Consider the following 14,892-nt stretch of genomic DNA (forward strand, 5'->3'; position numbering starts at 1 on the left):
TTTTCATACTATGCAACTACATTATCTGACTGGAGGAGGAAAAAGATGATAGGCGCAAACAATATACTCAACAAAAATGGTAATTACCTGAAAGTATCAGACTTTTCTTACCATCAAAATCAAGCTTGGCAAGGTGCTTTAGATTCTGTATCTTTTAACGAGAAAGGCATAAAATCTAAATTGCTAAATTTAGAAAAACCTTGTTATATTATTAGAGTCGAAGGAAAAATTGGCGCAACTAATGAAGGTTATTTATATCCTTATAACCAAGAAAAATCTGAACATGTAGAAACATTAATAGCTGTTCCACCGTTATCAATTCGACAATTAGGTGATCCAACTTTTCTCAGCTTTCATGGCGTAAAATACGCTTATGCCACGGGCGCAATGGCTCAAGGAATTGCTTCTGAAGAACTAGTAATTGCCCTTGGTAGAGAGAAAATCTTAAGTTCATTTGGTGCTGGTGGCTTATCTCCTGCTCGCGTCGAAGCAGCCATTAACCATATTCAACAAGCTTTACCCCAAGGGCCTTACGCATTTAACTTACTCCACAGTCCCAGTGAACCTGCTATTGAACGCGGTGTTGTTGATTTGTATCTTAAATATCAGGTAAGAACAATCGAAGCTTCCGCCTTCCTCGATTTGACTGACAACATTGTTTACTACCGCGCTGCTGGACTTGGTTTGAATGCAGCCAATCAAATCGAAATCAAAAATAAAATTATTGCCAAAATTTCTCGGAGAGAAGTTGCAACTAAATTTCTACAACCTGCTCCCGCAAAAATCTTAAAACAATTAGTTGAGCAAGGTCTTATTAGTGAATTACAAGCAAGCCTAGCCGAAAAAATTCCTGTAGCTGACGATATTACCGTAGAAGCAGATTCTGGTGGTCATACAGATAATCGTCCTTTGGTTTGTCTTCTACCATCTATCTTGGAATTGAGAGATGAAATTCAAAGAAAATTTTCTTATGAAAAACCAGTCAGAGTCGGAGTAGCAGGAGGAATTGCTACGCCACAATCAGCATTAGCTGCCTTTATGATGGGGGCTGCTTATGTTGTGACCGGCTCAATTAACCAGTCTTGTATTGAAGCTGGAACTTCTCAACATACCAAACAATTGCTGGCTCAAGCCGAGATGGCTGATGTAATGATGGCTCCAGCGGCAGATATGTTTGAAATGGGGGTAAAACTCCAAGTTCTCAAAAGAGGAACTCTCTTTCCTTTGCGAGCACAAAAACTGTTTGAGTTATACAAAAACTATGACTCAATTGAAGATATTCCACTAGCAGAAAGAGAAAAATTAGAAAAACAAGTTTTGCGAAAGAGTTTGAAAACAGTTTGGGAAGAAACAGTTAGTTATTTATCTCAACGCAATCCCGATAAATTAACCAAAGCTGTTAATAATCCCAAACTGAAGATGGCTCTAATTTTCCGCTGGTATCTGGGATTATCATCCCGTTGGTCTAACTTTGGGGAAAAAGGAAGAGAAATGGATTATCAAATTTGGTGTGGCCCAGCTATGGGCAGCTTCAATGACTGGGTTAGAGGTTCTTACTTATCTGAATCAAATAATCGCCAAGTCGTTGATATTGCTAATCAGATTATGACCGGAGCGGCATTTTTATACCGGATGCAAAGTTTGAAAATCCAGGGTTTACAAATGCCAGCTTATTACAGTGAATATCGTCCATCTACTGCTAATTAAAGGGGGAAAATCAGATGAGCACTGTTAAAATTGATAACCGAATTCCCAAGATCCAAAATAAGCTTTTCGAGCAGGCACATACTAATTCCTTAGAATTAAAACCTGTCGCTATAGCGATGAGCAAGCAGGGAATTAAAGGAGAAAAACTCTACTCTCATCCGGGAATGCTTCCTTTACCCGTACCCATTTGTGAGTATTTACTTTCCTTTAATGCTCGTCAAATGACAATTTTATCTGCGACATTCTTTGCTAACTTATACAAGTATGTTGCCAATAGCGAATATCAGTCTCTCATTTCCAACATGAGTATTGCCGAAAAAGTTTTTGCTTCCTACTCGGATGAATTTATGATTCTTCATCAGGAAACTAATGAAGAAATGGATCATATTTGGTCTTTTAGAACCGTATATAGTATGGTTTGCCGAGAAATAGGAATTCAAAGCTCCTTTAATGAGCCTGGTTTTTTCTATGGTTCTGTTGGTGCAATACCTCAATCAGATTTTGACAGTTTCGATACCCGTTTTACTTTTGATGAAGAGTTAAATGAAACCCTGTCAAATCTTCAAAAAGGGAAAAGCTTTCTTAAAAATATTGTCGAGCAAACGCAGCAGCAAGGCAGTAATTTTACATATCGAACTTTACGGTTTATGATTGGGGATGCCATGAGGATGCTACCAGCCGAAAAAGTTCAAGAAAGTGGCTTGGGTAGTTTGACTTTATTGTATCGGTACATGGCTAATGTGGAGTTGAAAAAAAGCGAAGCTTATTTATTTGACTCACCTGAAAAGTTTGATTATGAACCATTAGCTTTTGAATTGAATCAAGGTCACTTAACAGACGAAGCACGTCATTACACAACATCTTTTGATTTAGGAGTAGAACTGTATAGGGTAGCTCCTCCAGAGGCTCAAGATTTCATTCGCTATTTCATGCAGCTAATCGTAGAAGACTACATTAGTGCTAGTTTCACAACTTATTTGGAGAAGTTAGACCTGACTGTGCAAGGAATCATGTTAACTGATGTTAGAATCGGGCTAAACTCACTAAGTATGTCTCTGCACCATCCTGAGTTAGCTGATAAGCAAGTAGATATAAATCAATTAGTTCATTCTTGGCGACAGGTGAGTTCAAAGTGGCGCAATATCATCGGTTACATAGAACAAAAGAGTTGGCAATACAAATCTCAGCAGCTAGAGCGTCTGATTAAAGAACTGGGGTTGGAATTAAATACAACTAAGTTAGGTAATCGCTATGAGCGCTACAAGGATGCTCTGGCAATTAAGGAAATTCAAAAAGTTGTTGAAGTTGCCTAAGGGTTGCTAAATTTGCTAACCCTATTTCCTGAACCTAGTGAGTTGAGAAATGATAGTATCTATTCATTTTGAAGACGATCAAAAAACAGTTCAAGTTGAAGCAAATCAACGTTTAACTCAGATTTGTGATGATCATCCTAGTTCAATTTTATTTGGTTGTCGTTGCGTTGCTTGTGGAACCTGCCTCATAGAAATTGTAAGTGGGATGGAAAATCTAACTCCTGTGTTGGATGAAGAGCGGATTTTACTTGATGTATTGGCTCCAGAGAATCCCAATATTCGCCTAGCTTGTCAATGCATCGTGCAGGGTGATATTCGCATTCGGGTTGCTGATTAGTTGACAAATTTTGTATAGCCCGATATGCACTTAGGAGATTAGAACTTACGCAAAACTATACGCACTCTGGGGCAATTCATGTAGATGTAAAGCAGCTACTCTTACAAGAATGCTTTCAGTGAAGCAACAGGGTATTGCCCCTATCTAAAAATCATCCTTTTCGGCTATTATTTACGTAAGTTCTAGAAATATGAAGCAGTAGCGAAAGTTCAAACATTTTCTAGTATCTCTTACCTTAAACTTTTCCCAAATTTTAGCAAGTATAGCAATCCTATTGATGCTATGAACAAGAATTATAGGTTTTTAGCTTGTTCATATCCTATTTAGAAATGCTACATATCCAATTCCTTTTACTTCAGAGGTGTGTAAATGAGTCACTCTACTCCTGAGACAACTAAAAAGCAGTCTTATACCGCAGAAGAAATTCAAGCTTGGTTAGTATCTCATATTGCCGAGCAGTTAGGAGTTGAACCCAAAGATATAGATGTCAGTCAGCCCTTAGATAGTTACGGTTTAGAGTCAGCGCAGGCAATGTTTCTTGTTAGCAAAGCAGAGAAATTGTTTGGTTTTGAGCTATCTCCAATCCTATTGTGGCATTACCCCACTATTGAAACATTATCCCAGCGTTTAGCTGAAGAATCTAAAGCTTCGCAGTCAGAGATTTTTGAGATTTGAACGTCAAAGCTGTTCTTGAAGAGTTGACACAATAAGCTTTTGATAGTTTGAAACTATGATATATCCAGGCTTTTAGCAAGCTTTACTTAACAGATTGTTTAGCTTCTCGAAGAATAACGACACCCTCAATAATAACTAGGCTTGCAAACATCAGTCGTTAGAACAAATCAAAAGTAAATATGATTTACAACAGAAAACTGGGACGAATCGAGCAAGCTATGGAAATCTTAAATAGCCGTGCTAAAACCTGGAACATCGTAACTATTAGTCGTATCAAGGGCTATATCTGCGAAGAAACTTTAACACAAGCTTTAGACGTGATTCAGTTTCGTCACCCTCGTCTAAATTCTCAAATTGTTTGTTCTAATAACAGTCTCAGTTTTCAAAATCAAGGAACCGCAAAGATTGCTTTACGGGTTGTAAGGCAGTCAAATAATCAGCAGTGGGAAGAAGTGGTTTATGAAGAGATGAACAAAGGAATTGATAGTAGCCAAGGTCTGCTACGAGTGGTTCTTGTGCATCTTTTAGGTGATGAACACATAACTTACCTAATTACAACAATACACCATGCGATCGCAGATGGTTTATCATCCATCCAACTTCACTCAGAAATATTGACTTGTTGCCAAAAAATTGTGTCTGGTGAACCAATCAACCCAGTTGCTAGCTTAACTCCGCTTCCACCCATCGAAGAATTAATGCCCGAATGGACTAAAGGGTTTAAAGGTAGGATAAACAGCATTATATTTTTGTTGCAACTTGGATTTAAAAAAATCTGGAATCGACCAAAAACATTAGGTTTTGAAAAGTACCTATCTATTGCAAAGCGTCGTTGCAATATTATCCACAGACAACTTGACCAAGATTTAACCCAAAAGTTTGTCGATCATTGTCGGCAAGAAAATACAACAGTACATAGTGCATTGTGCGCTGTAATGATGTTTACAATAGGGAGAAAAATAATTAAAGGGAATAGAAAAAATATACGAGTAAATTGCCTATCATATTTTGATTTGAGGAGACTTATTGAACCAGCAATTAGTGATAATCATATGGCTGTATTAGCCTCCTCTATCATGGAATTTCATACCATAGAAAAAAATACGTCCCTATGGGAATTAGCCCGCGAGGTAAAACAAAAGCTTGAAGTTAGTAAAAAATCTGGTGATCTCTTTAAAATGATTTTGATTGCCAAGGATCTTATAGATTTTTGTTTTATTTACCCCAGGCAAGTAGCTGCCACGGTGTCTGTTTCTAATGTTGGCAGAGTCAATATTCCGAAACATTACGGTGAATTTGAACTAGAAGAAATAAGTTTTGCTGGTTCCCATGCTTTGTATGCAGGTATTTTTATTATCCACGCCTCAACTTTTCAAGGGAAAATGCTGTTGAATTTTGTCTTTTCTGAACCTTCAATCAGTCAGAATACTATGGAGACTCTTGTCAATAATGTTATGTCTTATATTCTTGAGATTTGCAATTTAAATTTAGACTCTAGTTTAACATGCAACTAGTACCACACGATGTAAATAAGCCACCAATTTTAAATGTCTAAAACCCTGGCAAACAATTAATTACGAATTACGAATTAAGCCTTGGGGCACTAGACTATTCATTGCTCAATTCAGAGGCTAAGAAATCAAACCGCAACACGAGAGTCATTAGTCCTTGAGCAGAAGTGTTGAACGTTAAGAAAAATCCGATAAAAATAGCCCAAAATATGGTATTTTTGGGCGAAGGCTTAAACTATATTAGTTTGATTGTGATTATAAATTCATTTCCCAAAATTGTCAAAGATATCTTGAAAAGCCTGCCAAAAAATGATTATCCAGTATTGAATAGTCGTCTATTCTTTGAGTGCTGGCTATCCTATGCTCTGGATAACAGTTTAACAAGTATGCGAGATTTATTTCAAAGATTAAATAACACCGGATTTGAAGTAGATATTTCTACCTTTTCCAAAGCCAGTTCTCACCGTGCACAAAAACCCTTTCAAGAAATTTATCAGAAATTGAATGAGTTAGTACAGAAGAAAATTCACAAAAAATTACACGATAAATATGCTATTTGTCCTATTGATTCAACAATTATTACCCTGACAAGTAAATTGTTATGGGTTTTGGGTCATCATCAAGTCAAACTTTTTAGTTCTTTGAATTTAGCTACAGGTAGCCCAGAAGATAACTTCATCAATTTTGGACATGATCATGATTATAAATTTGGTTCCAAGATGATGTCTAGTCTCCCAACTAATGCTGTAGGGGTAATGGATAGAGGCTTTGCGGGATTAAAATTCATTCAAGAATTGGTACAAGAAAACAAATATTTTGTTTTGCGGATTAAAAACAATTTCGTTACTAGAATTTGAGGATGCGACTGGATTAGTCAAAGTAGGTGCATCTGATGAGGCTATTGCCTATAGAGTCATTAATTTTTGTGATTTAGAAACGAAAACTGAGTTCCGCTTAGTGACTAATTTACCAAAGTCGGGAGATGCAGCTGTTAATGATGATGAAATTAGGGATATTTATCGATTACGTTGGGGAGTTGAACTCTTGTGGAAGTTTTTAAAGATGCACTTAAAACTTGACAAATTAATTACCAAAAACGTCAACGGTATCACCATACAAATTTACGTTAGTTTAATAGCTTATCTGATTTTACAGCTTTTATCTATTCCCGCACAATGGGGACATACACTATTAGATAAATTCCGCTATTTGCAATCTTGTATGTGTCAGAAAATCAGCTATGTTCATTGGTTTGAGGAGATGATGTTATGTTGACTAATTTAGCCTTTTTAGAGTTAGTGTAACTATCTATGTAAAGTTTTGTATCAAGATTCAACATTTCTGGTCCTTGAGATACGACTCTCACTCTTTAACGTGGCATTGGTTTTTCCGTCCCGGCGTATGTACCAATGACCAATAACTACTTAATGAATATTTTGAACCAATTAGGAGATTCTAAAACAATGAACGCATCAAAACTTGTCGCAAATCTTACTGAACAAGGTGTTCATTTATGGGTTGATAACGACAAATTAAAGATTCGCTCACCAAAAGGAGTCATCACATTAGAAATGCAAGCAGAAATAGTCGCTTGTAAAGCAGAGATTGTGGCATTTTTACACGAGATGGATGTGGCTGCTGACTTAGAGTGTGTTCCTTTAAGTCAAGGACTCAACTTACAAACCATTGGTCGTCTAATTGGGGGATTTACAGAACAATCAACAGTGGAGTATAAGCCACCAATTATCGATCCTAAAGTTATGGCTCAAAAACTGATAGTTACATTTAAACCTTTACCTAATAGTTACAACAATCAAGAAATTTTGAAATTCCGCCAAGAATTGGAGGTTAAACTGATAAATTATGGTGTTAAAGTGTTAACTTGGGAAGAAGCGATCGCAGAATTTAACTATGACCTAACAATTCCAGTAATTAACAAAAGAAAAAACTTCAAGTTCAAAGGGGTTAAATCAGAAGTTAATGCAATTATTGATGTAGAAATACCTCATTCAATTCTAAGAAAAGTTGGTATCTTTGCAGCAGAGGCTCTCTATCAATTTTATTCTAAATTCGTTTTAAATGGTCGTAAAATACCTGTTATAAAAATGGCTCGATTAAGCAGTTGGGCTGAGGATCATGCAGCTAAGTATGTTGATAATCCTAGCAAAACACAAGTAATTACAATTACTGATATAGATCATGATTTTATCAACCCTCTTATTCCGTATAAGCAGAAAATAAATATTGGCTTAAATACTTTAATTAGAACATTTTCAGAGATTGTTGTTGGAGTATCATCTGACAAAATTTCTATATTAAACATGAATCTATCAGACTCTATTTTCTCTAAAAATGAGATAGATAGGTTTGTATTGAAATCATTAATTCCTAAAGTTTTTGTACCGATTGCACCACTTTTGTTGAGTCGATTTGAGCTAGGACAATATAATCCTAAAGAATCTATCTACGCTCCTAAATTAGTAAAACTGGGTCAACAATTAGCATCGACAGGTTTATTCCCACCTGGTTTTAAGTTAGACGAAGTTATCAAAAGAAAATCTCACAGAGATATTGTCAGCGTCATTATAAATGGTAGAACAGGTGTCTCCTATGGCTTTGTTGCCTATGCTGAACCTCCACAATATTTTGGAGATATAGAATTAACTAAAAATGAGTGGGAAGGTCTATTACCTGTTAAAGGATTTAGTAGTAACGAACTTCGTCAAAATGAAAAAGGTAGACGCTATGTCAAAATTAAGCTACTAGAAGAATATGTATTTAGGCAAGTACCTGATATTTGGCTTGTAAGTTCTCGTTCAGGGTCAAATAAAACAAACTTGAATATCGCTGATGATATTATCAGAATTGGTTTGAAAGAAAAGCTATATCTCCAACTACCTAAAGTGATTCAGTCGGAGTTAGCAGATATGAAACCTTCTTATGATATTTATGTCATGCTGGCGATTAGTCTTTCGGCGGCTTTGTATACACCAGAATTAATTAAAGATGGTGCGGCAATTGTTCATTTCCACGGCTACCCAGCATTTGATTGGTTTAAACCAAATGAATACTGTGTTGGAGTACATAATCCTTCAGTACCTTGTGGAACCTATGAATCTGGTGTATTCAACTTTCTGGGTATTTCTAGTTTGGCTGGCAAACAAGCAAGAGATATATCTTTAGTTAGTTTGATAGAACCAGATCATGGCACAAATTTTATAGCTCATGATTTGGATTATCTAGTCGACAGATTGAAAGCCGGGTGTGCAGATGGGGAAATTGAACTAGGTGGAAAACATTTTACCTCTCTCAAATCAAAGGTAGAAGAATACAGAATCTAAATTTGTGAAATAGGCTCTTAATTATCACTGTTTAGTCGTTAGGATTGCTATATAAGTAGCCTTAAAAAAGGTGATTTGCTTTGCTACGGAATACCTGCACGTAGCAAGCTTTAAGAGTAGGGATAGGATACAGCAGCCAATCACGATTAAACTTAGGTCATTCGTATAAAAATGCTAGAAATAACGCTCTAGCATTTTTACACGAATGACTTTTTAGTTTGGATCAAAAATTGCTCAAGTATTTATCAAGTTGCATATGAGTTGCATATGAGTTGCGATTGAGTATCTCGCCGTCATAATATGCTTATAAATCACAACTGGAGGAGATTATTAGGCAGTGTTAAAAACATTCTTACTATATACGTGAGAATCAATGACGCACCTGAAATTAAACCAGCAATACAGTGGTAGATTAAATCTGTGAATATCGAAAACAAAACTCTTCTCATCACAGAAATTAATGGGTTTATCGGCTTGCGCTTTGCTGAGTTAGCCATAGCAAAGGGAATGAAAGTCCGTGGGCTGCAAAGTTTCCCAGATAAAGCTAAAGCAAAAAAAGCGCAAAAGCTGGACATTGAGGTGATTGCTGGTAGTGTTACTAACTCAGCTATTGTCAAAATTGCTTGTCAGGGAGTAGATGTAGTTGCACATACGGCTGAACTAGCGAAAGAAGGTGGATCACTTGACTATTTTCGCGAGGTAAATGTTGGCGGCACTGTCAATACAGCTAAAGCTGCTAAGAATGCTGGTGTTAAAACCTTTGTGCATCTTTCAAGTGGGATGGTCTACGGCTTCAATTATTGCGATCGCATTACAGAATCTGGGCCATTGTCTGGAGATAATAATCCCTACTGTCAAACGAAAATAGAAGCCGAAGAAGCAATATTACCACTAAATTCCCCACCAGATTTTGGCATCATTATCATTAGAGCAGGTGATGTTTATGGGCCAGGAAGTATTCCTTGGATAGTCCGACCCATTTTGATGATGCGTCAAAAAGAATTTGTCTATGTCAATGATGGAAGGGGAGTCATCAATCACGTATACATAGACAACTTGATTGATGCTATCTTTTTGGCGATCGAAAAAGAAACCTACGGTGAAATATTTAATATCACTGATGGACAAGAAACATCTTGGAAAGAATATTTTACCCATTTGGTAGAAATGGCAGGTACGCCTACACCCATATCTCTGCAAAAAGATGAACTCAAACTTCTGATAAAACTACGTTCCCAAGGACAGAAACTATTTGGCAAAAAAGCCGATATTTTGCCGGAATCTATAGATTTTATCACTCGTCCCTATGCTTATTCAATTGCTAAAGCAGAAAGTCTTTTGGATTATAAACCCAAAATTGATTTGCAAGAGGGGATGCAGCGCATACAAGAATGGCTACAAAAAGCAGACATCTAAATGATAATTTAGTCGCTGTAGTCGATTTATAAAGTTTCAATACCAAGTGTTAGACCATCAACCACACATATCAAGTGTTAGACCATTAACCATAAATACCAAGTGTTAAACCATCAACCATAAATACCAAGTGTTAGACCATCTTAAGAACGATTCACTAAGTACAAATTGATGGCAGCCCAATGTCTAAAATATATCCTTTATCAAGGAGTTGATTAGGCAAATAATATATCTGCTTAGTTACTCTTCAAAAAAACTCTTTGCGTCAGACCGAATGCTGTGGATTGTTAATTACTTATGAACCTGATCCACCTTCTATTACGTACTTCTTCTCTCCACCTTAGTCTTGCAATGTTAGCTGGTATTTTCAGTGGCGGTACTGCTGCTGGCTTAATTGCTCTAATTAATATGACATTGAGCCAAAACCACCCATCAAAAACTATATTGATTTGGAGTTTTGTTAGTCTTTGTCTAATACGACTAATTGCTAGTTTTACTTCTCAATTTCTATTAATCCAACTTTCACAAAAAGCAATTCTCAATTTGCGGATACTTTTAACCCGCCGTATTCTTGCCTCACCCTTACGTCATTTAGAACAAATCGGTGCTCATGGTCTTTTAGCCGTCCTCACTGAAGATATTCAAACAATCTCTAACACAATTATTACTGTTCCTTTTGTATGTATTAACATTGCCATTGTGATTGCTTGTCTAATTTATCTGGGCTGGTTATCTAAAATTGTCTTCCTTATAGGTATTAGCTTTATGTTTTTGGGAATATTTAGCTATTCGCTACCAATGAAGAAAGCTATGTTTTTTCTAAAATTGGCTCGTGAACAGGAAGATAGATTGTTTAAGCATTTCCGTACTGTAACTCAAGGCACAAAAGAACTTAAGCTAAATCATAGTCGACGCCAAGCATTTCTCTCTGAAGATTTTCATACCACTGCCTTATCATCCCGTCATCATAATGTTGTGGGTATGAGTATCTTTGCTGCTGCTGCTAGTTGGGGACAAATACTATTTTTTGTGGCTATCGGGTTACTTTTATTCATCATTCCTACTATCAATAAAATTCATGCGACAACTTTATCTGCATATGCCCTAACTATTATTTATTTAATATCACCTCTAGAGTACATTATGAGTATGATGCCTAGTATAACTAGAGCTTTAGTTGCTTTAAAAAAAGTAGATTCTTTAGGACTTTCATTAGCCAATTACTCAAACGATAGTGGTTACAATATTTTACTGGCATCAGATAAATCTTGGAGCTGCTTAGAGCTAGTAAGTGTAACTCATACTTATTATCAAGAGCGAGAAGAAAGCAACTTTATCCTTGGGCCTATTAACTTGAAATTTCATCCAGGAGAACTTATTTTTATTGTAGGAGGTAATGGTAGTGGTAAGTCTACCCTCGCTAAATTAATTACTGGTCTTTACATTCCTGAAACAGGAAATGTTTATCTAGATGACAATCTCATCGATAATCATAATTTAGAGTGGTATCGCCAGCAATTTTCTGTAGTATTTTCCGATTTTTATCTTTTTGATCGCTTCCTGGGTTTGGATAGTAACGATCTAGATATTCAGACTCAAAAGTACCTTGTTCAACTGCAACTAGACCATAAAGTTAAGGTCAATAATGGAGTACTTTCTACCACCGACCTTTCTCAAGGACAGCGCAAGCGCCTTGCTCTAGTTACTGCTTATTTAGAAGACCGTCCTATCTATATGTTTGATGAGTGGGCCTCAGATCAAGATCCTGTATTTAAGGAAATTTTCTACACTCAACTTCTGGCAGAGCTAAAGAATAGAGGTAAAACTGTACTGGTTATCAGTCATGACGACCAATATTTTTACCTAGCAGATCGGATTGTCAAGCTGGAATACGGACAAGTAAAAACTGAACATTTAAACATTGGAAAGGAGTAAAGCAATGTTTTTGAATAACTTAGTAGAAGCTTCAGAGGGCCCCAGCAATTTTTTAAGAAAAGAAAAACTTGCATTACAAAGCAAACAAGACAAAATTTTGGCAGCAGATGTAAAATCCGTTCTGTATTACAGAACTTGGATTCAGGCTAAAACTAATAATACTTTCGACAAAACCAGAATATTAGGAGTAGTAGCAGCTGCCAAAGGAGCCGAAAATTATTTACCCTATACTATCCCTAAAATCATTCAACAAATTTCTGAAACCGGGATGATGGCTGATATAGTAATCGGTCTGAATAATGGTTTTGAATGTCCGATTATTATTGACCGTTTTACTTTGCTGCCAGATGTTCAAGTCATTCATTTATATACTGAGGATAAGTTAGCCAACAATATCCCAGCAACAATATTTGACAATATAGTATGCAAAGGTAAACCCTATTTTTTAAGTAGTATTGAACCTCATCAATCTAGACATAGGATATTTGTAGTCCATCAAAAAGAGGGGCAATACGCCGCAGGTAAAATTCGAGTTTTGGGAGATATTTATGGTTCATTACTGTTCAATAGTATAGAAAATGGATGGATACCACCTGCCATTTTAGTGACTTTTGATGCTGAATCTCAGTTTTTAGTGACACACAATTCTTCAGTTATAGATACAGACTCGAATGGCTTAAAATTAATCGTAAATCAACTACAAAATCACCCTGAAATCGATATTTTAGGTACAAGAAATAAGTTTGCCGTTTACCAAAAAGCAATAGTAGATGGAATTAGAGTTTTACTACCTAATTTTAGTGAGCAAGTGCCTCCTCTTCAATGGTTTATAGATATTGTTCATGGTAGATTCAGCGGCTTTCAGTGTAAATGGGGAGGAGGCACATTTGGTAGAACTGATGTAATAGTTAGCTTGTTAGTAGTGATTTCTAGAAATTACCCAGGTATCAGAGGTGAAGATACTCAACTCACTATATTAGCCAAATGTGCAGGTTTTATAGGCGACATATTTTTAGATGTTATTTCTACAAATAGAACTCCTAGTATGACGGATATGACAATAGAACAGCCACCAAAAAAAGCTTGGGTAGAACAAGTATATAGATGGCTAGTTTCTACTTATCCATTAAAATTACTTTATGGAGAACATAACATTAAATCATTGGTGAGTTATGGATTTCCTTGGTTTACTTTTACTAGACCAATTGCATTTTTAAAACTAGTAATTTCCAATGATAAAATCAACTTTTCTACAGTGATTAACAAAATAAAACTGATAACAATTGCGTATTTTACTTTTCAAAAAATCCAAAAAAAAAGCAGGAAAAATCATGATGTGTTACAAGGCAGCGAAGCAAAAGCTTTTTGGTGAAAATAATATAAGACTGATAAATATAGTGCAGCATTGTAGCTTATTGAGTTAATCTTATTAATTCATATAACCACAGTATAAAAATGCTGCAATAGCAGATGGAGTAAGCTATCTAAAAACGCTGTCATTTAGGTTTGACTCGTGAAATAATTTGACAGCAACAGGATAAGGTTTAAGGTGTTTAGCATGACAAATTTAACAGGTAAAACAGTACTTTTGACAGGTGCATCACGCGGTTTAGGAGTATACATTGCCCACGCTCTAGCTAGAGAACATGCAACTGTGGTTTGCGTTTCTCGTTTTAAGTCCGGACTAGATACAACATGCGCTCAAATCAAAGCTTTAGGTGGAAAAGGGATAAGTATTCCCTTTGATATTAAAAACGTGACAGAATTATCAACTCTCAAACAGCAGATTAATAAAGCTGTTGGTTCGGTTGATATTGTAATTAATAATGCTGGGATAGAAATTTACCGAGATTTCGTTGATTATTCTCTAGAGGATCTCCAGTCAATATTAACAATTAATCTACTGGCTGCTACCGAATTAACCCGTTTGTTTCTGCCAAGCATGTTGGAGCGTCGTAGTGGTCACATTGTTAATATTGCTTCTCTAGCTGGTAAAAAGGGAGTCCCTTACAACAGCATTTATTCTGCGAGTAAAGCTGGTTTGATTATGTGGACTGATGCTATGCGACAAGAATTAGCTGCTACTGATACAAATATCTCGGTGATCTGTCCAGGATATATCTCTGAAACTGGCATGACTGTTAATAGCCGCGTGCCCGCTCCTTGGTTACTCAGTATATCTACACCAACAGATGTAGCAAATGCAGTAGTTAGAGCTATTAAACAAAACAAGGCAGAAATAATTGTTAATAAAAATCTGTTAACAGAAAACATGGCGAAACTAATGTTTGCTACTGGGCAATTTTTTCCAGAATTTGTAGATGCAGTTTATCATTGCTTGGATGTAGTTAGGCTGAACCGAAGGCGTGCAAATGCGACAACTTTTGCCACAGATCAGAGCAATGCGCCAACGTCACAAAAACAGTTAAGTCCTCTTAATAATTTGCTTATAAGTAGATAAGGAAATTTACAGCAGTACTTAGATCCGTTTATAACTTTTAGGCTACCTCGATGTGTAATGGCGATCGCTCTTGCAATAGATAGACTCATACCAGATGTATCTATATAAGGATAATGATCGCTATTCATTATCGATAAGCTATCAAAAATCTAATTCAGATGGTCAATTTTAATACCAATTTCAGACATATAACTTT

The 14,892-nt window shown here is 36.2% G+C and carries 10 protein-coding genes and 1 pseudogene; all 11 read left to right on the top strand.

What is annotated here, in order from left to right; all coding sequences use genetic code 11:
- Positions 1 to 45 precede the first annotated feature (45 nt).
- Positions 46 to 1,707: a PfaD family polyunsaturated fatty acid/polyketide biosynthesis protein gene (locus HUN01_RS20025; RefSeq protein WP_181927666.1), complete on the top strand. Its 1,662-nt coding sequence runs from the start codon at positions 46 to 48 to the stop codon at positions 1,705 to 1,707.
- Between the two features lie 14 nt (positions 1,708 to 1,721).
- A complete protein-coding gene (locus tag HUN01_RS20030; RefSeq protein ID WP_181927667.1) occupies positions 1,722 to 3,020 on the top strand; it encodes a hypothetical protein in 1,299 nt (432 codons plus the stop codon).
- Positions 3,021 to 3,069: 49 nt separating this feature from the next.
- Positions 3,070 to 3,357, top strand: coding sequence for a 2Fe-2S iron-sulfur cluster-binding protein (locus HUN01_RS20035; protein WP_181927668.1), 288 nt, complete (start codon positions 3,070 to 3,072; stop codon positions 3,355 to 3,357).
- Between the two features lie 369 nt (positions 3,358 to 3,726).
- Positions 3,727 to 4,032, top strand: a complete 306-nt coding sequence (locus HUN01_RS20040; RefSeq protein ID WP_181927669.1) for a phosphopantetheine-binding protein — start codon at positions 3,727 to 3,729, stop codon at positions 4,030 to 4,032.
- A 179-nt stretch (positions 4,033 to 4,211) separates the two neighbouring features.
- Positions 4,212 to 5,546: a phthiocerol/phthiodiolone dimycocerosyl transferase family protein gene (locus tag HUN01_RS20045; protein ID WP_181927670.1), complete on the top strand. Its 1,335-nt coding sequence runs from the start codon at positions 4,212 to 4,214 to the stop codon at positions 5,544 to 5,546.
- A gap of 248 nt (positions 5,547 to 5,794) precedes the next feature.
- Positions 5,795 to 6,818, top strand: a pseudogene (locus HUN01_RS20050) (IS4 family transposase).
- 188 nt (positions 6,819 to 7,006) lie between these two features.
- On the top strand, positions 7,007 to 8,884 hold the full coding sequence (locus HUN01_RS20055; RefSeq protein WP_181932750.1) for a TubC N-terminal docking domain-related protein: 1,878 nt from the start codon (positions 7,007 to 7,009) through the stop codon (positions 8,882 to 8,884).
- Positions 8,885 to 9,304: 420 nt separating this feature from the next.
- Positions 9,305 to 10,300: an NAD-dependent epimerase/dehydratase family protein gene (locus HUN01_RS20060; RefSeq protein ID WP_181927671.1), complete on the top strand. Its 996-nt coding sequence runs from the start codon at positions 9,305 to 9,307 to the stop codon at positions 10,298 to 10,300.
- Between the two features lie 297 nt (positions 10,301 to 10,597).
- Positions 10,598 to 12,235: a cyclic peptide export ABC transporter gene (locus tag HUN01_RS20065; protein ID WP_181927672.1), complete on the top strand. Its 1,638-nt coding sequence runs from the start codon at positions 10,598 to 10,600 to the stop codon at positions 12,233 to 12,235.
- Positions 12,236 to 12,239: 4 nt separating this feature from the next.
- Positions 12,240 to 13,607, top strand: a complete 1,368-nt coding sequence (locus HUN01_RS20070) for a hypothetical protein (protein ID WP_181927673.1) — start codon at positions 12,240 to 12,242, stop codon at positions 13,605 to 13,607.
- Between the two features lie 186 nt (positions 13,608 to 13,793).
- Entirely contained in the window at positions 13,794 to 14,696 is a 903-nt protein-coding gene (locus tag HUN01_RS20075; protein ID WP_181927674.1) for an SDR family NAD(P)-dependent oxidoreductase, read from the top strand.
- Positions 14,697 to 14,892 lie beyond the last annotated feature (196 nt).

The organism is Nostoc edaphicum CCNP1411 (genome assembly GCF_014023275.1).
Taxonomy (GTDB): Bacteria; Cyanobacteriota; Cyanobacteriia; order Cyanobacteriales; family Nostocaceae; genus Nostoc; species Nostoc edaphicum_A.

Bases quoted from the DNA above. Each gene is read 5' to 3' on its own strand.
- HUN01_RS20025 (WP_181927666.1), top strand. From the start codon at position 46: ATGATAGGCGCAAACAATATACTCAACAAAAATGGTAATTACCTGAAA.
- HUN01_RS20030 (WP_181927667.1), top strand. From the start codon at position 1,722: ATGAGCACTGTTAAAATTGATAACCGAATTCCCAAGATCCAAAATAAG.
- HUN01_RS20035 (WP_181927668.1), top strand. From the start codon at position 3,070: ATGATAGTATCTATTCATTTTGAAGACGATCAAAAAACAGTTCAAGTT.
- HUN01_RS20040 (WP_181927669.1), top strand. From the start codon at position 3,727: ATGAGTCACTCTACTCCTGAGACAACTAAAAAGCAGTCTTATACCGCA.
- HUN01_RS20045 (WP_181927670.1), top strand. From the start codon at position 4,212: ATGATTTACAACAGAAAACTGGGACGAATCGAGCAAGCTATGGAAATC.
- HUN01_RS20055 (WP_181932750.1), top strand. From the start codon at position 7,007: ATGAACGCATCAAAACTTGTCGCAAATCTTACTGAACAAGGTGTTCAT.
- HUN01_RS20065 (WP_181927672.1), top strand. From the start codon at position 10,598: ATGAACCTGATCCACCTTCTATTACGTACTTCTTCTCTCCACCTTAGT.
- HUN01_RS20070 (WP_181927673.1), top strand. From the start codon at position 12,240: ATGTTTTTGAATAACTTAGTAGAAGCTTCAGAGGGCCCCAGCAATTTT.
- HUN01_RS20075 (WP_181927674.1), top strand. From the start codon at position 13,794: ATGACAAATTTAACAGGTAAAACAGTACTTTTGACAGGTGCATCACGC.